The sequence below is a fragment of the Gordonia sp. 'Campus' genome (assembly GCF_022206305.1).
Taxonomy (GTDB): Bacteria; Actinomycetota; Actinomycetes; order Mycobacteriales; family Mycobacteriaceae; genus Gordonia.
In genome coordinates this window covers 21,183-42,102 of record NZ_JAKOIW010000014.1, presented here as the reverse complement: position 1 = coordinate 42,102, position 20,920 = coordinate 21,183, and the positions used below count along the sequence as shown (strand labels likewise).

General features: G+C 67.6%; 20 protein-coding genes. 9 read left to right on the top strand and 11 right to left on the bottom strand.

Going from position 1 to position 20,920, the window contains the following annotated elements; translation table 11 throughout:
• Positions 1-8 precede the first annotated feature (8 nt).
• Positions 9-836: a MerR family transcriptional regulator gene (locus MAY35_RS15495; RefSeq protein WP_238422286.1), complete on the bottom strand. Its 828-nt coding sequence runs from the start codon at positions 834-836 to the stop codon at positions 9-11.
• A 121-nt stretch (positions 837-957) separates the two neighbouring features.
• On the opposite strand from MAY35_RS15495, the gene MAY35_RS15490 reads away from it, so the two are divergent.
• The 3 genes from MAY35_RS15490 to MAY35_RS15480 all read left to right on the top strand — a co-directional run bounded on the left by MAY35_RS15490 (position 958) and on the right by MAY35_RS15480 (position 2,890).
• On the top strand, positions 958-1,302 hold the full coding sequence (locus tag MAY35_RS15490; protein ID WP_238422195.1) for a nuclear transport factor 2 family protein: 345 nt from the start codon (positions 958-960) through the stop codon (positions 1,300-1,302).
• Positions 1,299-2,144: an SDR family NAD(P)-dependent oxidoreductase gene (locus MAY35_RS15485; RefSeq protein ID WP_238422194.1), complete on the top strand. Its 846-nt coding sequence runs from the start codon at positions 1,299-1,301 to the stop codon at positions 2,142-2,144. The genes MAY35_RS15490 and MAY35_RS15485 overlap by 4 nt, the downstream gene beginning before the upstream one ends.
• A 104-nt stretch (positions 2,145-2,248) precedes the next feature.
• Positions 2,249-2,890, top strand: a complete 642-nt coding sequence (locus MAY35_RS15480) for a LysE family translocator (RefSeq protein ID WP_238422193.1) — start codon at positions 2,249-2,251, stop codon at positions 2,888-2,890.
• On the opposite strand, the gene MAY35_RS15475 is transcribed toward MAY35_RS15480, so the two are convergent.
• The 7 genes from MAY35_RS15475 to MAY35_RS15445 all read right to left on the bottom strand — a co-directional run bounded on the left by MAY35_RS15475 (position 2,891) and on the right by MAY35_RS15445 (position 11,927).
• The gene (locus MAY35_RS15475; RefSeq protein ID WP_238422192.1) at positions 2,891-4,525 is read right to left on the bottom strand and encodes an acyl-CoA synthetase; all 1,635 of its coding nucleotides are present in this window, start codon (positions 4,523-4,525) and stop codon (positions 2,891-2,893) included.
• A gap of 121 nt (positions 4,526-4,646) precedes the next feature.
• Positions 4,647-5,819 (bottom strand): lipid-transfer protein, encoded by a 1,173-nt coding sequence (locus tag MAY35_RS15470; protein ID WP_238422191.1) that lies wholly within the window; start codon positions 5,817-5,819, stop codon positions 4,647-4,649.
• Positions 5,819-6,259 carry a MaoC family dehydratase gene (locus MAY35_RS15465; protein WP_238422190.1) on the bottom strand — a complete coding sequence of 147 codons (441 nt, stop codon included), beginning with the start codon at positions 6,257-6,259 and terminating at the stop codon, positions 5,819-5,821. Before MAY35_RS15465 ends, MAY35_RS15470 begins: the two co-directional genes overlap by 1 nt.
• Positions 6,256-7,338: a bifunctional MaoC family dehydratase N-terminal/OB-fold nucleic acid binding domain-containing protein gene (locus tag MAY35_RS15460; RefSeq protein ID WP_308192463.1), complete on the bottom strand. Its 1,083-nt coding sequence runs from the start codon at positions 7,336-7,338 to the stop codon at positions 6,256-6,258. The genes MAY35_RS15465 and MAY35_RS15460 overlap by 4 nt, the downstream gene beginning before the upstream one ends.
• Entirely contained in the window at positions 7,335-8,498 is a 1,164-nt protein-coding gene (locus tag MAY35_RS15455; protein WP_238422189.1) for an acyl-CoA dehydrogenase family protein, read from the bottom strand. Before MAY35_RS15455 ends, MAY35_RS15460 begins: the two co-directional genes overlap by 4 nt.
• On the bottom strand, positions 8,488-9,615 hold the full coding sequence (locus tag MAY35_RS15450; protein ID WP_238422188.1) for an acyl-CoA dehydrogenase family protein: 1,128 nt from the start codon (positions 9,613-9,615) through the stop codon (positions 8,488-8,490). The genes MAY35_RS15455 and MAY35_RS15450 overlap by 11 nt, the downstream gene beginning before the upstream one ends.
• A 119-nt stretch (positions 9,616-9,734) precedes the next feature.
• Entirely contained in the window at positions 9,735-11,927 is a 2,193-nt protein-coding gene (locus MAY35_RS15445) for an acyl-CoA dehydrogenase family protein (RefSeq protein WP_238422187.1), read from the bottom strand.
• A 132-nt stretch (positions 11,928-12,059) separates the two neighbouring features.
• On the opposite strand from MAY35_RS15445, the gene kstR reads away from it, so the two are divergent.
• The 3 genes from kstR to MAY35_RS15430 all read left to right on the top strand — a co-directional run bounded on the left by kstR (position 12,060) and on the right by MAY35_RS15430 (position 14,318).
• Positions 12,060-12,710: a cholesterol catabolism transcriptional regulator KstR gene (gene kstR, locus MAY35_RS15440; RefSeq protein WP_238422186.1), complete on the top strand. Its 651-nt coding sequence runs from the start codon at positions 12,060-12,062 to the stop codon at positions 12,708-12,710.
• Between the two features lie 133 nt (positions 12,711-12,843).
• Positions 12,844-13,854 (top strand): alpha/beta hydrolase family protein, encoded by a 1,011-nt coding sequence (locus tag MAY35_RS15435; protein WP_238422185.1) that lies wholly within the window; start codon positions 12,844-12,846, stop codon positions 13,852-13,854.
• Positions 13,851-14,318 (top strand): MaoC/PaaZ C-terminal domain-containing protein, encoded by a 468-nt coding sequence (locus tag MAY35_RS15430; RefSeq protein ID WP_238422184.1) that lies wholly within the window; start codon positions 13,851-13,853, stop codon positions 14,316-14,318. Before MAY35_RS15435 ends, MAY35_RS15430 begins: the two co-directional genes overlap by 4 nt.
• Before the next feature lie 149 nt (positions 14,319-14,467).
• On the opposite strand, the gene MAY35_RS15425 is transcribed toward MAY35_RS15430, so the two are convergent.
• Positions 14,468-15,175 (bottom strand): SDR family NAD(P)-dependent oxidoreductase, encoded by a 708-nt coding sequence (locus tag MAY35_RS15425; protein ID WP_238422183.1) that lies wholly within the window; start codon positions 15,173-15,175, stop codon positions 14,468-14,470.
• Between the two features lie 237 nt (positions 15,176-15,412).
• Here MAY35_RS15425 and MAY35_RS15420 point away from each other — a divergent pair, with 237 nt between their 5' ends.
• Complete coding sequence (locus MAY35_RS15420; RefSeq protein WP_238422182.1) at positions 15,413-16,609, top strand: MFS transporter; 1,197 nt, start codon at positions 15,413-15,415, stop codon at positions 16,607-16,609.
• Here the strand turns inward: MAY35_RS15420 and MAY35_RS15415 are convergent.
• Entirely contained in the window at positions 16,606-17,460 is an 855-nt protein-coding gene (locus MAY35_RS15415; RefSeq protein ID WP_238422181.1) for an oxygenase MpaB family protein, read from the bottom strand. The two genes, MAY35_RS15420 and MAY35_RS15415, sit on opposite strands and share 4 nt — an antisense overlap.
• A 158-nt stretch (positions 17,461-17,618) precedes the next feature.
• Complete coding sequence (locus tag MAY35_RS15410) at positions 17,619-18,464, bottom strand: 3-hydroxybutyryl-CoA dehydrogenase (protein WP_238422180.1); 846 nt, start codon at positions 18,462-18,464, stop codon at positions 17,619-17,621.
• A 198-nt stretch (positions 18,465-18,662) separates the two neighbouring features.
• Here MAY35_RS15410 and MAY35_RS15405 point away from each other — a divergent pair, with 198 nt between their 5' ends.
• The gene (locus MAY35_RS15405; protein WP_374237964.1) at positions 18,663-20,249 is read left to right on the top strand and encodes an LVIVD repeat-containing protein; all 1,587 of its coding nucleotides are present in this window, start codon (positions 18,663-18,665) and stop codon (positions 20,247-20,249) included.
• Positions 20,246-20,917 (top strand): DUF305 domain-containing protein, encoded by a 672-nt coding sequence (locus MAY35_RS15400; RefSeq protein ID WP_238422179.1) that lies wholly within the window; start codon positions 20,246-20,248, stop codon positions 20,915-20,917. Before MAY35_RS15405 ends, MAY35_RS15400 begins: the two co-directional genes overlap by 4 nt.
• Positions 20,918-20,920: the final 3 nt, after the last annotated feature.

Genomic DNA, 20,920 nt, shown 5'->3' with positions numbered 1-20,920 from the left:
GGTCGGGGTCAGTCCGGCGGTTGGCTCGTGCTGAGAATCGGCCAGCAGATCTCGGTCGCGGTGAACGCCGTCGGATCTGCGAGCGTTCCGCCGAGGTAGTGTTCGCGGATCGGCCCCTGACGGCTGATCAGATGCTCGTTTGCATAGGTGCCGAGGGCACCGTAACTACGGTCTATCCCGTCGTGACCGCCGGCGTGGGTGAGCACCGCGAACTCGGCCGGGGGCAAGACCTCGGCACGGACGCCGTCCGGAGGGGCCGCGGACGGCGGCGCGGGGACGAACATCACTGCCTCACCCCGTGATTCGAGAAACAATTCGCGATCGTAGAGGCCGCCGGGCACGACCGCCACACGAGCGCCGGCCGCCGCGCCAACCGCGTCCTGCAGCGTGCTCAGCGTCACCGCGAACCAGTCATCGATCTCCGAGGTTTCGATCGTGGCGCCGATGGACCACACCGCAAGAGCAGGTTCATGGCGCACCGCTATGAGCGCGGGGGTGCGCGCCGGCGCGAGCAACTCGCGTAGCGCGCTGACGCTGTCACGCGTCTGCTGTAACTGCGCCTCCATCTGCTCGAGATGGGTCGTGATGATCTCGGTGCGAGTCGCGGCATCGTCTGCGCTCAGCAGGGCCTTGATGTCGGGAATGGACATGCCGAGAGATCGGAACCTGCGAATGATGTGTGCGTGATCGACCTGGCCGGTGTCGTAGAAGCGGTAGCCCGTGTGGGAATCGACCTGGACCGGTTCGAGAATGCCGATGTCGTGGTAGTGCCGAAGCGCTTTCCGGCTCAGGCCGGTCATCACCGCGAAGTCACCGATCGAGACCCGTGCCCCCATTGCGTCCTCCTCGGTGATCGGCGTGCCAGGTGCGGACATCTTGCAGTCTGCCCCTGGGGCAAGGTCAACCGCGCGGCAGCGGGGTTGACTCTCCCCTTGGGGGAAGCCCCACCGTGGGGCCATGAACACAGAATGGGACGCACTCCCCGACACGATCAAGACATTCATGACCGCACTCGACGCCAGGAAGGACGATCGAGCCCTCGCCACGTTCACCGCCGATGCGGTGGTGACCGACGAGGGCCGCAACCACACGGGACGCGACGAGATCAGGGCCTGGCTGTCTGCCTCGGTCAGCGGCAGCGAGTACACCTATACGACCGAGTTCACCGGCGCGACCACCACGGCGACCGGCGTCGACGTCGGACAGCACCTGGAAGGCGACTTCCCCGGCGGGGTCGTCGACCTGCACTACCGCTTCGTGCTGGACGGCGAGCTGATCACCCGGTTGGTGATCGAGCCATGACGAGGCGATGGTTCATCACCGGGGGAACACCGGGCGGATTCGGGGTGGCATTCGCCGAGGCGGCGTTGGAGACCGGGGACCGCGTGGTCCTCACGTCCCGGCGGCCGCAGGAGATGGCGGCATGGGCTGGCCAGTACGGAGACCGCGTCCTCGTCGTTCCGCTCGATGTCACCGACCCCGCGCAGGTGCAGCATGCGGTGCGCGTGGCCGAGAAGCGCTTCGGCGGAATCGATGTGCTCGTCAACAATGCCGGCCGCGGCTGGTTCGGATCGATCGAAGGCATGGACGAGTCCGCGGTGCGGGCGATGTTCGAGCTGAACTTCTTCGCGGTGCTGTCGCTGACGCGCGCGGTGCTGCCGGGAATGCGTGCCCGAGGCAACGGATGGATCGTCAACGTGTCCTCCGTGGCCGGTCTCGTGGCGGCGCCCGGATTCGGTTACTACAGCGCGACCAAGTTCGCCGTCGAGGCCGTCACCGAGACGCTACGGAACGAAGTCGCCGCGCAGGGCATCTCCGTGCTGGCAATCGAGCCGGGAGCCACCCGCACGAACGCCTACGCCGGCTTCGCCGACGAGCCGGTGTCAGAGCCGGTTCCGGACTATCACGAGATGCTCGAAGAGGTCCGCGCGACGTTCGTGGGAATGGACGGCGTGCAGCCCGGGGATCCGCGCCGCGGCGCCCGCGCGGTGATCACGGCGATGGCCCAGGACCCACCACCCCGGCGGCTGGTCCTCGGCAACGGTGGTTTCGATGCCGTGGTCGATACCCTGGAGAATGCGCTGGCGGACATCCGGTCGAACGAAACCCTCTCTCGGCAAACGGACTTCCCCGTCCAGGAGTAATCGTATGGACGCCACGGCGCCGTCGGAGGCGCGCCACCGGCACAATCTTCCAGCGGTGGCGGCCCCGGCGTGGCGACCCGTGCGCCGGTTCCTACGATGACCTCATGCTCGCCGCGCTGTTGTCCTTCGTCGTCACCGCGACCCTGATCGTGCTGCTGCCGGGTCCGGACACCCTGGTGGTCCTGCGCGGGGTGGTCCGCGGTGGACGTGGGGAAGCGCTGCGCACCGCGGCCGGGATCGTGTGCGGCCTCATGGTCTGGGTCACGGCGGCTGTTCTGGGACTGTCGGCCTTGTTGCAGGCCAGCGAGACCGGTTACGAGATCCTCAAGATCGTCGGTGCCTGCTACCTCGTGTGGATGGGGATAAGCTCGGTCCGCGCGTTGCTCCGTGCCGCGCCCGATCTGGCCGCGGCACAAGACGATGTGTCGGCCACGGGTAGCAGGGCCGGGCTGCTGTTTTCCGGCTTCACCGCCGGCCTGCTCACCAACATCCTCAACCCGAAGATCGGCATCCTGTTCATCAGTCTTCTGCCCGGCTTCGTGCCGGACGGGTACTCGACCGGATGGACGACCCTCGGGCTGGGGGCGATCTACATCGCGCTGACCGCGGCGTACTTCACGGTCCTCGTGGGCGCCGCCGGCCGCATCGCGGGATGGCTTCAGAACACGCGACTCCGCCGTCGCGTCGAAGCGATCGGCGGAGTCGCGTTGATCGGGCTCGGAGTGCGGCTCGCACTCGAGGGTTGATCAGACCGGAGCGGTCTCGTGTGCCGCGGCCGCGGCCTTGGCCCAGCGGTAGTCGGCCTTGCCCGCCGGGGTCCGCTTGACCTCGTCGACGAACACGACGGTGCGCGGGACCTTGTAGCGCGCCAGGGTTTCCCGGCAGTGATCCTGGATCTCCTCCAGCGACGGTTCGGCCGCGCCCTCGGCGACCTTGACCACGGCGGCCACGCGCTGGCCGTACCTCTCGTCGGGAACCGGCACGACGAGGGCGTCGGCGATCGCCGGATGCCCGTGCAGCGTGGCCTCGACCTCCTCGGCATACACCTTCTCGCCGCCGGTGTTGATGCACTGCGAGCCGCGTCCGAGGAAGACGATCGAACCGTCGGCCTCGACCGTGCCCATGTCGCCCAGGATCGAGATACGGGTGCCGTCGGCCAGGGTCGGGAACGTCTTCTTGGTCTTCTCCTCGTCCTTGTAGTAACCGAGGGGGACGTTGCCGATACGGGCGATGTAGCCGACCTCGCCCGAGCCCGGTTCGATCTTGTTGTGCCGCTCGTCGACCACCATCATCCGGTCGGTCGGCGGAACCTTCAGGTTGCCGTTGTCGTCCATCATGATCTCGCCGTCGTTGCCCGACTCGGAGGCACCGAAGTTGTCGCGCAACACCAGGTCCGGCTTCACCGCGAGCATGCGGTCACGCACGTGCTGCGACCAGATCGCCCCACCGGAGGTGATGGAGAACATCGACGACAGGTCGACGGAGTCCTTGCGCTTCTCGAGTTCCTCGACGAGCGGCATGCCCATCGCGTCACCGACGATGAGGATGATGTTCACCTTCTCCTTCTCGACCTCGGTGACGATGGCCTCCGGATCGAAGTCCCGCTGGATGACCAGGCGCCCGCCGAGGGTGAAGAAGGTGAACAGCGAGTACGACGCCGCGCCGTGCATGAGCGGAGCCGCGAGCAGGAAGGCGATGGGCGGGAAATCCTTGACCGCCGTACCGATCTCGTCGAGATCCTTCCGCGCCTCACCGTAGGGGTTGCCGCCGGAGAGCGGTTTGCGGAAGAAGTCGTCGTGCTGCCACATGACGCCCTTGGGGTAACCCGTGGTGCCGCCGGTGTAGAGCAGGTACAGCTCCTCGCCGTTGCGCGGTTCGAAGTCCCGGCCGTCGGGCTTGGACTCGGCGTCGGCGAAGGCCACGATCTCCACGGTGCGTCCGTCGGGCAGAGCAGCGGCCGCGGTAGCGAGTTCCTCGACGATCTCGCCGATCACGAACACGGTGCGCACGGTGGGGATCTCGGCGAGCAACTCGGCGACACTGCGCTGATGCTCGGGCAGTTCGACGATGATCGCCCGCGAATCGGAGTTGTCGAAGATGTACTGCAACTCGGCGTTGGTGTACCGGTAGTTGACGTTGACCGGCACCGCACGGACCTTCAGCAGGCCGAGCAGGCTCGTCACGTGCTCGACGCTGTTCTTCAGGAACAGCGCGACGTTGTCGAAGGCGCCGATGCCCGACCCGGCGAACAGGTGAGCCACCTGATTGGACAGGGTGTCGAGTTCGGCGTAGCTGATCTGCCTGCCCTGGTAACTGAGCGCGATCCGCTCGGGCACCGAGTCGGCGACGGTCTCGAAGACATCGGCGAGGTTGAACTTCATCGTGCGCGCTCCTTGTTGATGCGGAGTGGGTTGGTGGGGGTTCGCCATCTGGTCCCTGAGGTGCGAGGAGCGATGGCGACGAGCCTCGAAGGGTCGTCGGGACACATCGGATGGGCCGCCGTCATGCCGTCAGAACCAATCCGCTTGTGGGGACACCGGTTCCGGCAGTGACGACGATCTTCTCGGCGCCGTCCACCTGATTGACCGAGGTCCCGCGGATCTGCCGGACGCCTTCGGCGATGCCGTTCATCCCATGGATGTAGGCCTCGCCCAGCTGGCCGCCGTGGGTGTTGAGCGGCAACCGTCCGCCGACTTCGAGTGCCCCCGGCTCGCGGACGAAGTCCTTGGCCTCACCCCGGCCACAGAACCCCAGCTCCTCGAGCTGCAGCAGGGTGTAGGGGGTGAAATGGTCGTACAGGATGGCCATGTCCATGTCGTCCGGATCCAGGCCCGACTGCGACCAGAGTTGTCGACCGACGAGCCCCATCTCGGGCAGGCCTGCCAGCTCGTCTCGGTAGTAGCTGGTCATGATGTACTGATCGGCCGCGCTGCCGGCCGCCGCGGCCGCGATCACCGCGGGCTTGTGCGGCAGATCCCTGGCCCGTTCGGGAGACGTGATCACCAGTGCGACACCGCCGTCGGACTCCTGGCAACAGTCCAGCAGATGCAGGGGTTCGGCGATGTACCGCGAGTTCTGGTGGTCCTCGAGGGTGATCGGCTTGTCGTAGAAGAACGCGGCCGGATTGACGGCGGCGTGTTTGCGGTCGACGACGGCGATGCGGCCGAAATCCTCGCTGGTCGCCCCGAAGTCGTGCATGTATCGCTGAGCGATCATCGCGACGAAGGCAGCCGGGGTGGACAACCCGTGCGGGTAGGTGAACGCATTCTCCGTGCCCGATGAGTTCTCCTGGTTGGCGACCGCCGAGTTCACCTGCCCGAAGCGGAGTCCCGACCGTTCGTTGAATGCGCGGTAGGCCACCACGACGTCGGCGACCCCGGTGGCGACCGCCATCGCGGCCTGCTGCACCGTCGCACAGGCGGCGCCGCCGCCGTAATGGATGCGGGAGAAGTAGGTCAGGTCACCGATGCCGACGGCACGGGCCACCGAGATCTCGCTGTTGGTGTCCATCGTGAACGTCACGAGACCGTCGACGTCGGCGGGCGTCAGGCCGGCATCCGCGATCGCCGCGCTCACCGCCTCGGCCGCGAGTCGGAGCTCACTACGGCCCGAGTCCTTGGAGAACTCGGTGGCACCGATGCCGGCGATCACGGCCTGACCGGACAGTGAACCCATCAGACGCCCTCCCCTCGACTCGCGGGGGCGCCCGCGTCGTCGACGGTCAGCGTGACCGTCGAGATGACGTGCTTGCCCAGCGAATTGGTCCCGGTCACGGCAACGGAGACCACTCCGTCGTTCACCTCGGTGACCTCACCGGCGAAGGTGACGGTGTCGTAGGCGTACCAGGGCACCCCGAGCTTGAGTGAGATCGACCGGATGCGCGCGTTCGGGCCGGCCCAGTCCGTCACGAACCGCTCCACCAGGCCGGTGTCGGTCAGAATGTTGACGAAGATGTCCTTGGAGCCCTTGGCCTGTGCGAGATCACGGTCGTGGTGCACGTCCTGGAAATCCCGGGTCGCCAGTGCGGTCGCGACCACAAATGTCGGCGTGGCCTCGATGACCAACGGGGGCAACGCTGTTCCGACCGCGACCGGATCGGTGGCGACGCTCGTCATGCGGGTTGTCCTTCCGTGCCGGGGACCGGTTCCCAGGCGTAGAGCGTCCAGGCCCCGGTGCCCGCGGCATCGTCGGCCGGGAAGTCGATGAAAGTGGCTCGCACCGGCATGCCGATCGACACCGCGTCCGGTTCGACACCGCGCAATTCGCCCAGCATCCGGACACCTTCGTCGAGTTCGACCAGGGCCACGACGAACGGCAACTGACGGCCGGGCACCTTGGGAGCACGGTGCACCACGTAGCTGTAGACCGTGCCCGTTCCGGATGCGGTCACGTAATCGGTTGTGGGAATGGTGCCGTCGGGTTCGCGCGGCTTCCAGGTTGCCGGCACCGGCGGATGGCGGAGCGTGCCGTCGCCGTCCCGCTGGATGCGCAACTCGTGCGCGGTCACGCCTTCCCAGAAGAAGGCCGTGTCGCGAGACACGCTCGGCGTGAGCATCTTCGACGGATCGAGGTCGGCCGGTACGCTGCCCGACGGCTCCTGTTGTGGCTGATCGCCCTTGGCCGGCGGTCGGAACTTGAGGATGCGGAAACGCATCTCGGCGACGACCTCGCCGGGCTGGTCGTCGCCCGCCTTGCCCACTGCGCTGACCGTGCTCTCTGGGTCGACCGTCCACACGTTGCGCGTGGTGAAGAACCAGCCCTCGCCGAGCGCGGTGTTCTTCGGCCCGACGACCTCGACTAGCTCGGCCGAGAGGGCGACCTTCTCCCCCGGACGGGTGTACCGGTGATAGACGGTGTCGCAGTTGGTGGCGACGACCGAGGTGAACCCGGCCTCGTCGAACAGCTCGCTCGCCCGGCCCAGCGGATCGTCGGCGGTCCGGATGCCGTGCAGACCCCGCATCGTCCACACCTGCGCCATGGCCGGCGGCGCGACGATGCCCGGGTGTCCGGCCTCCCGTGCGGCCGCGTCGTCGGTGTAGATGGGATTCGCGTCGCCCATCGCCTCGACCCAGTTGTTGATCATCGGCTGGTTGATCGGGTCGCGACCCGCCACCGGGGCGCTGGGTCCGGCGTCCATGATCGCCTGTGCGGCAGCACGGATCGCGGCGTCGCCGTCGAGCTCGGGGGCGCTCACCGCTTGGCCCGCGGGAGTCCGAGGCCTGCGGTCGCGATCATGTCGCGCATGACCTCGTTGACGCCGCCGCCGAAGGTGATGACCACGTGCCGCTTCTGCTGGACGTCGAGCCATTCCACCAGGGCGGCCGTCTCGGGATCGGTGAAATCGCCGTAGCGCCCGACGATCTCGTTGACCATGCGGCACACGGACTGGATGCGTTCGGTGGAGAACACCTTGGTCGCCGCGGCATCGGCCATCGAGATCGCCTCGCCGGTGGATGCCACCTGCCAGTTCAGCAACTCGTTGATGCGACCGTAGGCGTCGATGACCGCCAGTGCGCGGCGTACGTCCGCGTGTTTGGCGATCACCGTGCCGTCGGGTCCGGGCCGTTGCGCCCACTGACGTACCCGGGCGGCCAGGCCGTCGATACGACCGGCGGGCCCGAGCATGACGCGCTCGTGATTGAGCTGGGTGGTGATCAGCTTCCAGCCATCGCCCTCCTCGCCCACACGCATCGACACCGGGACCTTGACGTCGTTGTAGTACGTCGCGTTGACGTGGTGGGCACCGTCCGCCGTGATGATCGGCGTCCAGCTGAAGCCCGGATCGGAGGTGTCGACGATGAGGATCGAGATGCCTTTGTGTTTCGGCGCGTCTTTGTCGGTCCGCACGGCCAGCCAGATGTAGTCGGCGTCGTGGCCACCGGTGGTGAAGATCTTCTGCCCGTTGACGATGTAGTGATCGCCGTCGCGGACGGCGGTCGTGGCCAGCGAGGCGAGGTCCGTTCCCGCCTCGGGCTCGGTGTACCCGATCGCGAAATGCACCTCGCCGGCGAGGATCGCGGGCAGGAACTTCTGCTTCTGCTCCTCGGTACCGTGCACCTGCAGCGTCGGGCCGACGGTCTGCAGCGTGACCGACGGGAGCGGGACGTCCGCGCGCACGGCCTCGTTGGTGAAGATCTGCTGTTCGATCTCGCCGAAACCCTTGCCACCGAATTCCTTCGGCCATCCGACGCCGAGCCGGCCGTCGTCGCCCATCCGCTTGATCACCTTGCGGTAGGTGGGTCCGTGTCGCTCGGTGAGCATGGCCGCCGCCTCGTCGGGGGTGACGAGATCGGCGAAATACTCGCGTAGTTCGGCGCGCAACGCGCGCTGTTCGGGAGTGAGATCAATGAACATCGGGCACCTCTGCGATACGGGCGTCGTCTGCGGGGACGTCGGTGATGTCGGCCAGTTCGTCGAGCCGCACGCCGGCACCTCCGACGAGCCGCGCGAGATCCTTGGCGAGCGAGAAGTAGCGGTGCAACGGGTAGGTGATGTCGACGCCTATCCCCCCGTGCAGGTGCGTCATGGTGCGCATCGTCGGCGGGATCTCCTCCGCCAGCCAGTAGGCGGCGATCGCGAGATCTGTTGCCGCGTCCAGTCCTTCGGACAGACGCCAGGCGGCTGCGGTGGTCGACAGTTCCATCGACCGGCCCACCACGTAGATGTCGGCGAGTTGCTGGCCGACGGCCTGGAACAGCGCGATCGGTTTGCCGAACTGTTCGCGGGTGGAGACGTGATCGGCCGTCAGCCGGGTGGCGCCGGCGACCAGGCCGTCACCGTAGGCACAGAGTGCGAGCCGGTACCGGTCGCGCAGCACCGAGAGGTCACGCACGACGATGTCGGCGTCGTCGACGGGTACATCGTCGAAGACGACGGTGTACTCACCCCATCCACTCGACGCGGGGGTGCGCGTGACGGTGATCCCCGGTGCGTCCGGCGCCACGGCGACCACTCCGGCATCCGCGGCGACCAGGAAGAGAGCCGCACCGTCGGCGTGCAGGACGCCGACCTTGGTACCGGTGAGCCGCCCGCCGCGAACGGTCGTCGAAGGGGTGGCGGTCAGGGCGTCGCCGTGCTCGCCGATGGCGATCGACACCCAGTTGCCTCCGGTGAGCGCTGCGCCATGACGCGTCCAGACCGACTCCGCGTCGGCCTTCGCGAACACGAGGGCGGCGGTGAGCGACCCGAGTGCCGGTGTCACCGCCGCGGCGCGGCCCATCCGACGCAGCAGCGGGAGGAGGCCCGACTCGTCGACCTCGTCACCGTCGAGCGCAGCCGGGAGCGGCAAGGCCAGCAACCCCGCGTCGACGAGGGCCTGCCAGCCGTCTGCGTCGAAACCGCCCCTGGTCGTCTGTTCGGAGCCGGAACCGCGACCACCGAACGTCGACTCCCAGTCCGGCTGTCGTCGTGCGAACACGTCTTCGGCGACGTCGCGGACCGCGATCGCCGTGCCGTCCAGGGCAAAGTCCACCCTGTGCCTCCCTCACCAGAAACCGTCGAGAACTAGAACCTGTTCTAGTTGTATCAGAGTCCTCGCGCAAGAGGGTCGGAATCGTCGCTTATCTGCGCTTTCTCCTCCCCCGCCTCGCGTCAGCCCCGCGGCAAACCGAGAATGCGTTCCGCAGCGGCCGTCCGCAGGATCTGGGTCGTCCCGCCCGCGATCGACAGACAACGGTTCTGCAGCACGGATTCGGACGCCTCGGTCGCCGCCACACCGTCGATCCCGACCAGCTGCAGCGCCAGATCCGGCACGGACTGTCGGTGCTCGACGCCGATCAGCTTGCGCACGCTCGACAGCGCACCGGGATCGAGTCCGGCGAGTTGCCGTGTCGCGGCGCGGGCATCGAGCACGCGGCCGACATGCGCGTCGGCGAGCTGGGCGCCGAGCGCCGCGAGCTCGTCGTCGGTCAGCGTCCGCGACATCCCCTGCACCTGTCCGAGCAGTGCCTCCATCTCCTTGCCGAGGCCCGTACCGCCCATCGCGACCCGCTCGTTGGCGAGGGTCGTGCGGGCCAGCCGCCAGCCGTTGTTCACCTCGCCGACGACACAGTCGTCGGGAACCACGACGCCGTCGAGGAAGACCTCGTTGAAGTTGGCGCGGCCGGTCAGTTCGCGGAGGGGCCGGATGTCGATGCCGGGCGAGCCCATGTCGACGAGGAAGTAGGTGATGCCCTTGTTCTTCGGCGCCTGGGGATCCGTGCGGGCCAGGCAGATGGCCCACTGGGCGTTGTGCGCCTGCGACGTCCATATCTTCTGACCGTCGAGTTTCCAGCCACCGTCGACCCGTTCGGCGCGGGTGCGCAAGGCCGCGAGGTCCGATCCCGCCTCCGGTTCGCTGAACAGCTGGCACCACACGATGTCGCCGGCCAGCGTCGGGGCGACGAAACGTTCGCGCTGGGCATCGGTGCCGTGCTGGAGGATGGTCGGGATGGCCCAGGCCCCGATCACCAGGTCCGGACGCTCGACCTCCGCACGGTCGAGTTCGGTGTCGATGAGCAACTGCAGCGCCGCGTCGGCTCCCAGGCCGTGGGGGGTCGGCCAGTGCGGGGTCAGGTAGCCGGTCTCGGCCAGCAACCGGCGGCGGTCCGCGGTGTCGGCCTCGGCGATCCGCGCGACAGTGGCCTGGACCTCGTCGCGACGGTCCTCGACCTGCGAGAGATCCAACCGGAACCGGCGTCGCATCCCGGCGACACCGAGCCGCGCGAGTTGCACCGCATGGTCATGGGCGTGCCGCAGTGTCGAGACGGCTGCCAGCGCGGAACGCAGATACAGATGGGCGTCGTGCTCGAAGGTGAAACCGATGCCGCCGAGAACCTGGATGCAGTCCTTGGCGTTGGCCACGGCGTCCTTGGCGACGATCACCTCGGCGGCCAGCCGGCTGATCTCCAGCTGATCGTGCGCGGTGGCCCGCTCCTCCTCGGTCGAGGCGGCGAGCAGGTCGTCGACGGCGCGCGCCGCGTCCCATGCCACCGCGGTGATCCGCTCGCTGCGGCACAGCATCTCGGCACAGATGTGCTTGATCGCCTGGAACGACCCGATCGCGACCCCGAACTGGGTACGCACCTTCGCGTAATCGACCGCGGTGTCGAGTGCCCACCGGGCGACGCCGCTCTGATAGGCGGCCAGGGTGGCCGACAGCAGACCCTCGACGAGGTGCGCGTCGGGCACCTCGACGAGCGTGTCCGCCGACACGCCGCTCAGGCGGACCCGGCTGACCGACGCGGTCCCGTCCAGCGCGCCCTGTGGTTCGGCTTCGACCGTGGCGGTACCCGGGGGCACGACCCACCACCCGGCGCCCCGGCCGGGTACATCGCCGCAAACCAGCACCGCGGCCCCGTCGACGTAGCCGCTCACCAGCCCGAGGTCGAGGGAGTCATGCCACGGTGGCGCGTCGACCGGCGGCGACCAGCTCGTCGCCGGCGTCACCACCGGGACCTGCCCGTAAAGGATGTCGCCGAGCAGTTCGCGGGCAGCGGCGTCGTCGCTCGCGCCGATAGCGATCGCGGCCGCCACGGTGGGTCCGATGGGACCGGGGACGAGCTCGACACCGCACTTCTCGACCATCGCCGCGACGTCGACGAAGCTCGCGCCGAGCCCGTCGGCATCTTCGGGGACCGCGGCCGCGAACACCCCGAACTCGGCCAGCTGCTCGAACAGGCCGGTCCACTGATCGCGGGGTTTGTCGATGTCGGAGCGCACGAGCTCGGTCACCTGTGCGCTACGCGCCCACGACTCGATACTCTGGCAGACGGCTACTTGCTCGGACGAGGTGGCGATTGTCACGACGGATCCTCTGTATGTCGAGTTGTGACGAATAATTAGAACCTGTTCTAATATGCCATGGGTGGATCGCGATCGGGTAGCCACCTGGATCCACCCGCCCGACCCTGATCACGTGAGGACATTCGAGAGCACATGGCCCGTTCTGCACCCGGCAATGCCGCGGTCGAGGCCCCCAACGGGGCCGCGGCGTCCGCCGCCTCGCCCGAAGCCGGCTCCACCGCGCAGCGCGAACGCCGCCGCCGCATCCTCGACGCGACACTCGCGCTGGCCTCCAAGGGTGGGTACGACGCCGTGCAGATGCGCACCGTCGCCGACAAGGCCGATGTCGCCGTCGGCACGCTCTACCGCTACTTCCCGTCGAAGGTCCATCTGCTGGTGACCGCACTCGCTCGCGAGTTCGAGCGGGTCGAGTCCAAGGTCGACCGCTCCCAGCTGCGTGGCGACACCCCGATCGACCGGTTGCGTCACGTCCTGGACATGATCACCTTCGCGATGCAGCGCGATCCCCTGCTCACCGAGGCGATGACCCGCGCCTTCATGTTCGCCGACGCCTCGGCCACCGCCGAGGTCGACCAGGTGGCGGGAATCATCGACCGCCTGCTCGCAGGCGCCATCGTCGACAACGGCGAACCGACCGAGGAAGATCTCGCGATCGCCCGCGTGCTGTCCGATGTCTGGATGTCGAATCTCGTGCAGTGGCTCACGCGTCGCGCGTCGGCCACCGATGTCACCAACCGCCTCGAGCTGACCGTTCGCCTGCTGCTCAAGGATCGCCTCCACTAGATCCGTCGCGGCCCCGCAGGTTCGTCAGCCGACGTCACAACTACCTAACGACGGATCGTCTCGGTTGGGGGCTCCGGAACATCTCGGTTACCTTTGTTAAGTCTGAGACTTTTGTTAAGTAAAGGGGCTAGAGGTGCGATCCTCCTGGATGAAGCGACTGAGCGTCGTCGGGTGTGCGGTAGCTGTCGCGGTCACCGGTTGGGCGCCCGCCGCCCTGGCCGAACCGACCCCGGATCCCGAGCGCGCACGCGTCGATACCGTCATCCACGACTCGGCCCAGCAGTCCACCCTCATCGTGTACTCCGCAGCCATGCGAAAGCTGATCCCGGTCAACGTCCTTCGACCCAAGGACACCACGAAGCCCCGTCCCACTCTCTATCTGCTCAACGGCGCCGGCGGCGGCGAGGACTCGGCGACGTGGGCCGCCAAGACCCAGTACGCGAAGTTCTTCTCCGACAAGCCCGTCAACGTCGTCACCCCCATCGGGGGCGCATTCTCGTACTACACCGACTGGCAGCACGACGACCCGGTCCTGGGCCGCAACAAGTGGACGACCTTCCTCACCAAGGAACTACCGCCGTTGGTGGACAAGGAATTCGACACCACCGGTGTCAACGCGATCGCCGGCATCTCGATGGCGGGCACCTCTGTCCTCAACCTCGCGATCGCGGCCCCGAAGCTCTACCGGGCCGCGGCTGCCTACAGCGGGTGCGCGCGGACCAGTGATCCGCTGGGACAGGCCTACATCCGGATGGTCGTGGCGGATCGCGGGCAGGGCAACCTGAACAACATGTGGGGGCCGGTCACGTCGTCGGGGTGGCGCGACAACGACCCGTACATCAACGCGGCCAAGCTGCGTGGCACCAAGGTCTACATGACCAGCGGCACCGGCATGCCCGGCCAGTTCGACCGGCTCGAGGCACCGCTGGTCGCCGGCGACCCGCTGACCTTGGCCAATCAGGTGGTCATCGGCGGCATCATCGAGGCCGCGGTCAACGAGTGCACCAAGCAGATGGCCTCCCGGATGCGGGCGCTCAAGGTGCCGCACAAGGTCACCTTCCGCCCCGGCGGCACCCACTCCTGGGGTTACTGGGAGCGCGACCTCGAGACCACCTGGCCGATGATCGCGGCAGACCTGAAGTGACCGATGGATCGACGAGACTCTGGGCCGACGATCTGACGGTCGGCCAGACCTTCGAGTTCGGCACGCACCACGTCACCGAGAAAGAACTGCTCGACTTCGCCCGGGCGTGGGACCCGCAGGACTTCCACGTCGACCCGGACGTCGCGGCGCGCGGACCCTACGGCGGACTCATCGCCAGCGGGCTGCACACCATGTCGATCTACCAGAAGCTCAATGTCACCGGCGTGCTGGACAATTGGCGGGTGATCGCGGGCAAGCGACTGGGCGACGTCGAGTTCCTGCGTCCGGTCCGCCCCGGTGACACACTCACCGGGTCGACCGTCATCGACGCGATCGAGTTCGACGACCGCGACCGCGCTCTGGTCACCTCATCGGCCGAACTGCGCAACACCGACGGCAAGCCCGTGTTGCGGACCGTCGTCGAAGCCTATGTGCACGCACGACCGGGTCGCTCGCACACCTGACACGTGGCTGCGGAGCGGTTTTCGACCCCGTCGACCGTGCACTCGATCCCGTCGACCGTGCACCTGATCCCGTCGACCGTGCACTCGATCCCGTCGACCGTGCACCTGATCCCGTTGACCGTGCGTCTGACCCTCTGCTCGCGCCTGGCTCAGCCGACGCCGGGCACCGGGACCTGGGCTCCGGTGATCGCGCTCGAGGCGTCCGACACCAGGAACGCGATGGTGTCCGCGATCGCCTCGGGCGAGACCCACCCGGACCTCGACGAGTCCGGCTGACTCTCCCGGTTGCCCGGGGTGTCGATCACCGACGGCAGGATCGCGTTCGCCCGGATACCGTCCGACTTGTACTCGGCGGCAAGCGCACTGACGAACGCCCACACCGCCGCCTTCGAGGTGATGTACCCGGCCGCACCGGAGAACGGCGCGAAGGCTGCCTTCGCCGAGACCCCGACGATCGAACCGCCACCCGCCTCCGCGAGCCTCGGGATCGCCGCGGCCGAGAGCAGATACAACGGACGCAGATTCAGACGCAGGAGGCGTTCGAACTCGTCGACCGGGGTCGCGTCGACCCGCTCCCCCATCGCGAACCCGCCGACCAGGTTGACGACCGCGGTGACCGGAGCCGCCCGGTCGCTTGCCGCCGTCGACACGACCTCGTCCACCGAGCCCTCGTCGAACAGATCGGCCTGCAGGGTGACGAGTCGATCGGCGCCCGGGTGATCGGCGCCGGGGAGTCGGGACAGTTCGGCCTCGGCCACCCATGGCACCACCACCCGCCACCCGTCATCGAGCAGCCGGCGCGTGACCGCCGAACCCAGTCCGCCGGTTCCGCCCGACACGATCACCGTCTTCGCCATCCGACACATCCCATCTCACCGATCCGACACCGCGCGACACCCGTCGACGTGCCGCCGACCCTACTGCACCCCGCGCGACCGCCGGCTCCTGTCGGGGCGAGCCTACGATGGACCTCGATGACCGACGACCGTGTTCCCGTGAGCGACGAGAGTCCACGGCACCACGACACACGGCAGCCCGACACACGGCACCACGCCACACCCGGTACATCCCCCGAAAGCCCGACCGATGCGGGAATGTTCGCGTCACTGCGCATCCCGAACTACCGCCTCTTCTTCGGCGGCATGGCCGTCTCGATGACGGGTTCATGGATGCAGGCGACCGCGCAGGCGTGGCTGGTCTTGTCGCTGAGCGGATCGGCCTCGGTTCTCGGACTGGTCGTCGCTCTGCAGGCACTACCCGTCCTGCTCATCGGCCCGTATGCGGGTGTGATCGCCGATCGTGTCGACCGTCGGCGCCTGCTGATCGTCCTGCAGTCGATGATGGGGTTGTTGGCTGCGGTCCTCGCCGTCGTGACCCTCACCGGCGTCGTACAGGTCTGGCACGTCGGCGTTCTCGCGGTGATGCTGGGGTTCGGACATGCCTTCGAACAGCCGGCACGCCAGGCGTTCATCCACCAGATCGTCGGCAAGGATCTGATCCGCAACGCCGTCACGCTGAACTCGGTGATGGTCAACGCCGCCCGGGCAGTGGGTCCCGCGGTCGCCGGGGTCGTGCTCGGCCTCGTCGGATCCGGCCTGTGCTTCGCGATCAACGCGGTGAGTTTCGTGGCCGTGGTCGCCGCGCTCGTCGCCCTGAATCCCGCCGGGATCACCACCGAGACACCGATTCCACGCGCCCGAGGCCAGTTGCGCGAGGGGCTCCGGTACGTCCGCGCTCATCCTGCGCTGTGGATCCCGCTGGTCACGATGGCGCTGGTCGGCACGCTCACCTACAACTTCCCGGTCACCCTGCCCGCCGCGGCCGACTTCGTGTTCGACGGTGGCCCGCAGGCTCTCGGCTTCATGACCTCCGCGATGGGCGTCGGTGCGGTCGTCGGCGGACTGGTGGTCGCAGCCCGCGGCACCACCGGCCTGCGACCACTCACGGTGGCGGCGTTCGGTTTCGGTGTCACCGTCGCAGCCGCGGCGCTCGCTCCGAACCTGGCGACGGTGATCGGCGCCCTGTTCCTCGTCGGCTGGCTCAGCGTCGCGTTCATGTCCACCGGCAACGCCACGCTGCAGCTCAACTCCGAGCCGCGGATGCGGGGCCGGGTCATGGCGCTCTGGTCGGTGGCGTTCATGGGGTCGACCCCCATCGGCGGGCCCATCGTCGGCGCGATCATCGAGACCTTCGACGCTCGCGTGGGTCTCGCGGTCGGCTCGGTGGCGTGCTTCGTCGCGGCCCTGCTCGCCTTCGTGGCGAGCCGACGCACCCGCGAGCGCGCCGCCTAGACCAGCGGACGGCCCGTCCGCACCCTCGCCCGGACGTCCCAGAGCAACATCCGGAAGCCGATCTGGGACAGCCACAGCGGCTTTCGGCGTTCCTGTTCGACCAGGCGCCCGACGTAGTCGTCGAACCAACGTTGGTCGTCGTCGGTCCACTCGACGCGCAGGGCCTCACGGAACGGCTGGGGCAGATACCCGATGGTGCGACGTAGCTTGACCGGCCCGTACTTCTCCTGGATCGCAGTGGGCGCGTAGCCGAAGTTCGCGATGTCGAGCAGGAAATCCCTGATCTCCTCGCTGATCTCGATGTGGGAGACCTGATCGTCCCAGTACGCCGTGAACTCGTCGCGCGTCGCGGGCCACGCCTCCGCGGGCATCTGCAACGTGGTGCCGCAGACCTTGCCCTGCTGATAGAACTTCTCCCGGTCCGCGCCGCGAAGCGGTCCGTGGACGCGCTCGTAGATGTCCTCCCAGCCGTAGTAGAGGCATGCCGCCACCCAGAGTTGCAGGTCAGGGTTCATCGCGTTGTATTGCACGGGGCTGGTCTCGTCGGAGCGCACCTGCGCATGCTGGCCGTTGACCGCCTGGCGGTAGCGGCGTCGGTCGTCGGCGTTGCCGAGCATGGCGACCGCCAGATACGACGCGGTGGTCCGGGCCCGCTTCACCGGATGCTTGTCCAGTCGGCCGTTCTCCACCTTGCTGTGCGCCACGCCGTACCCGACCGCCGGATTGGCGAGCTGCATGATGACGTTCGTCGTACTCATCGTCTGGCCCATCGACAGCAGCGACTTCGCGAAGAAGCTGCTGTCGAGGTTGTCCATCTCGGTCCGAGACATCCGATTCTCGCGTTGCGTCATGACCGCCCCATTCTGATAACGAATGTTGTCTGATGTCGGCAAGCTTAGCGCCTATGCCGACGAATCGGTCGACAACACCGCCGGCGCCCCCTCCCCGGACGCGACGAACCCCGGCCCACTCGAGGTGAGCCGGGGTTCGGCAGCGGTCGTTCCGCGGATCAGTAGGTGTAGAAACCGCGACCGGTCTTGCGGCCGAGTCGGCCGGCATCGACCATGCGACGCAGCAGGGCCGGCGGAGCGTAGTGCGGCTCGGCGAACTCCTCGTAGAGAGATTCCGCCGCCGACAGCGTGACGTCGAGGCCGATCGTGTCCAGCAGCGTCAGCGGTCCCATCGGGTAACCGCAGCCACCCTTCATCGCGGTGTCGATGTCCTCGGCGGAGGCGTACCCCGAGTCGAACATGCGGATGGCCTGGCACAGGTAAGGGATGAGCAGTGCGTTGACGATGAAGCCCGACCGGTCCCCCGCATTCACCGGGTTCTTGCCCAGGGTGTCGCGGACATACGCCGTCACGGCATCGGCTGTCTCGGGGGCGGTGGTGAGGGTGGAGATGATCTCGACCAGCGGCATCACCGGCACCGGATTGAAGAAGTGGACACCCACGACGCGCTCGGGGGTCTTGGTGGCGGTCGCGACCTTGATGATCGGGATCGACGACGTGTTGGTCGCCAGGATGGTGGTCGGCCCCGTCGCGGCTTCGAGGTCGGCGAAGATCTGGCGCTTGAGTTCCTCGATCTCCGGCGCGGCCTCGATCACGAGTTCGCGGTCGGCGAGGTCGGCATAGTCGGTGGTGACCCGCAGGCGGCCGAGAGCGGCGTCGGCCTCGTCCTGACCGAGCTTGTTCTTGCTGACGGCCTTCGCGAGCGACTTCTCCACGCGGGATCGCGCGGCGTCGGCGAACTCCTGCTTCACCTCGACGATCACCACATCACTGCCGGCCTTGGCGCACACCTCCGCGATGCCCGCTCCCATGGTGCCTCCGCCGATGACGCCGATCTGTTGCACAGTGAAACCTCCGATTCGAGTGGTACGACAAACGGTAGTCGGTCGGGGCCGAGCCGCAGCACGGGCCCGGCACCGCCGTCTGGCCCCGATGGGATGCATGGTCGTAACGGGTTGCCGCGGCGGAAGTGGATTCGACGATTTCGACGTGTCGCATGATGCCGCCCGCTAGCGTGACTCAGATCACGATCGGGGGATGCGATGATGCCACCTGGGTTCGATGTGTCACGAGCGGCCGGTTCCGGACCGCGATGGCGCCGACGATTCCGTGTCGGCCTGTGCCTGGCGGCCGGTGCGACACTCGTCTCGACGATGCTGGTGGCGGCACCCGCCGGCGCCGCCAACCATCTGTTCCCCGACATCTCCGAGGTGTCCGTACCCCAGGCGGAGTGCGGGCCCGGGTCGCTGCCCGAACCAGGACTTCAGGGCGATGTCAGCGCCGAAGATCGCCTCTCCGGACGGAGCATGCGCGGCTATCGCTGCAACATCACGCGACTCGGCGGTGTCCGCGGCGCGGGCGGCGGGATCGTCTCGGCGACCTTCGAGCACTGCAGCTACACCGGCAGTCTGTTCCCCGGCAACAACTGGGTGAACCCGCCCGGCGTCCAGGTCATCGACGCCTCGAACCCTCGCGCGCCGCGAGTGGTCGGGTCGCTGACCGATCCCGCGATGCGCGGCGGCACCTGGGAGACATTGAAGGTCAACAAGGAGCGCAAGCTCCTCGCCGCCACGTCGGTCCCGTTGCTGTGGGGTGGCGGATTCTTCGCCGTCTACGACATCTCCGACTGTGCCCGGCCCAAGCTCCTCAACAAGGGCCCGGGCACCTCGAGCCCGCTGCCCTTCACCTCACATGAGGGCGGTTTCTCGCCCGACGGACGCACCTACTGGGCATCCGGGGTGTTCCCCGGACATCTCAGTGCCATCGACATCTCCGACCCCCGGTCACCCCGCGTTATCTGGCAGGGACTCCACTCCTTCCTCGGACACGGATTCGGCGTATCGCCGGATGGCAATCGGATGTACCTGTCGAACATGGCGGGCGTCACGGTGCTCGACATCAGCGACGTCCAAGAACGTCGGCCGCACCCCCAGGTCCCGCATGTCGCCGCCTACCTGTGGCCCGACGGTCAGCTCAACCAGCACTCGATCCCGATCACCTATCGCGGACGGCCCCATATCGTCACCTCCGACGAAGCCGGCTCGGGCGGGGTCAAGATCTTCGATGTGACGAGGGTCAACCAACCCCGGTACACCGCGCAGATCAAGCTGGAGATCAACCTGCCCGAACATCTCGACACCAACTTGCGGTCGTCGACCGGCGGGTCGTTGTTCAGCAGCAATCCGCACTACTGCGCGGTCGACCGACCGAACGATCCCACCGCGCTCGCCTGCGGTTGGGAGTCGTCGGGCATCCGGGTGTTCGACATCCGCGACCTCGACCGGATTCGCGAGATCGCCTACTACAACCCACCGGCGCGCACGGGCACCACGCTGCTGGAGACACCCAACTCACCGCACGTCGTCGGTTCGTTGCTGGGTGTGCCCGCCGTCGAATTCCTCAGTCTGGGAATGTCGATCGCGAACGGCAAGGTCAGGCTGAACGAGATGGTCGGGCCCCGCAGCGGGATGGTCGTCGGGGGTGACATGTCGACCGACTGGTGCATGTCCCCACCCGAGTTCCGGGGCAGCGAGCTGCGGGTCACGTGTTCCGACGGCGGGTTCCAGGTCCTGCGATTGAGTCCCGCGGTGTACACCCCGCCCCCAGACCAGGATTCGACGATCGGGTGAGCACATTCCGTCCCGGCGCTCCGCTGGTGCGGCTCGCAGTTCTCACCGTGACCGCGGCGTTGCTCGTCGTCATGGGCTTCGTCGCGGGCGCGGTGTGGCAGGGTCGCGGTCCCGACTCGCCGTCGATGAGTGTGTCCGACATCGGATTCGCACAAGACATGTCGACGCACCACGACCAGGCGATCCTCATGTCGCGGACCATCGGCGCACTACCCGGCGTCTCCCCGCCTGTCCGTGGACTCGCCGACCGGATCGTTTACACACAGACCGCCGAGACCGCCACGATGCGCGGTTGGTTGCAATTCTTCGACCAACCGATGACGCCGGCGGATCCGATGTCGTGGATGCCCGACGGCGACACCCACGGCGACAGCCATCGCGGCGGCGGACCCGACGAGGCCGACCCGCCGATGCCCGGGATGGCGAGCGTCGACGAGATCGGCCGCCTGAGCTCCCTGCCGCCCGCCGAGGCGGAGATCCTGTTCCTGCAGCTGATGATCCGGCATCACCGCGGCGGGATGGAGATGGCGCAGGCGGCCTACAACGACGCGCGGACCCGCTCCACGACAAAGGATCTCGCGTTGATGATGATCGGCGACCAGGGAGACGAGATCGGTCAGATGACGATGCTGCTCAACGAGCGCGGTGCCGAGCCACTGCCGACGTGACCG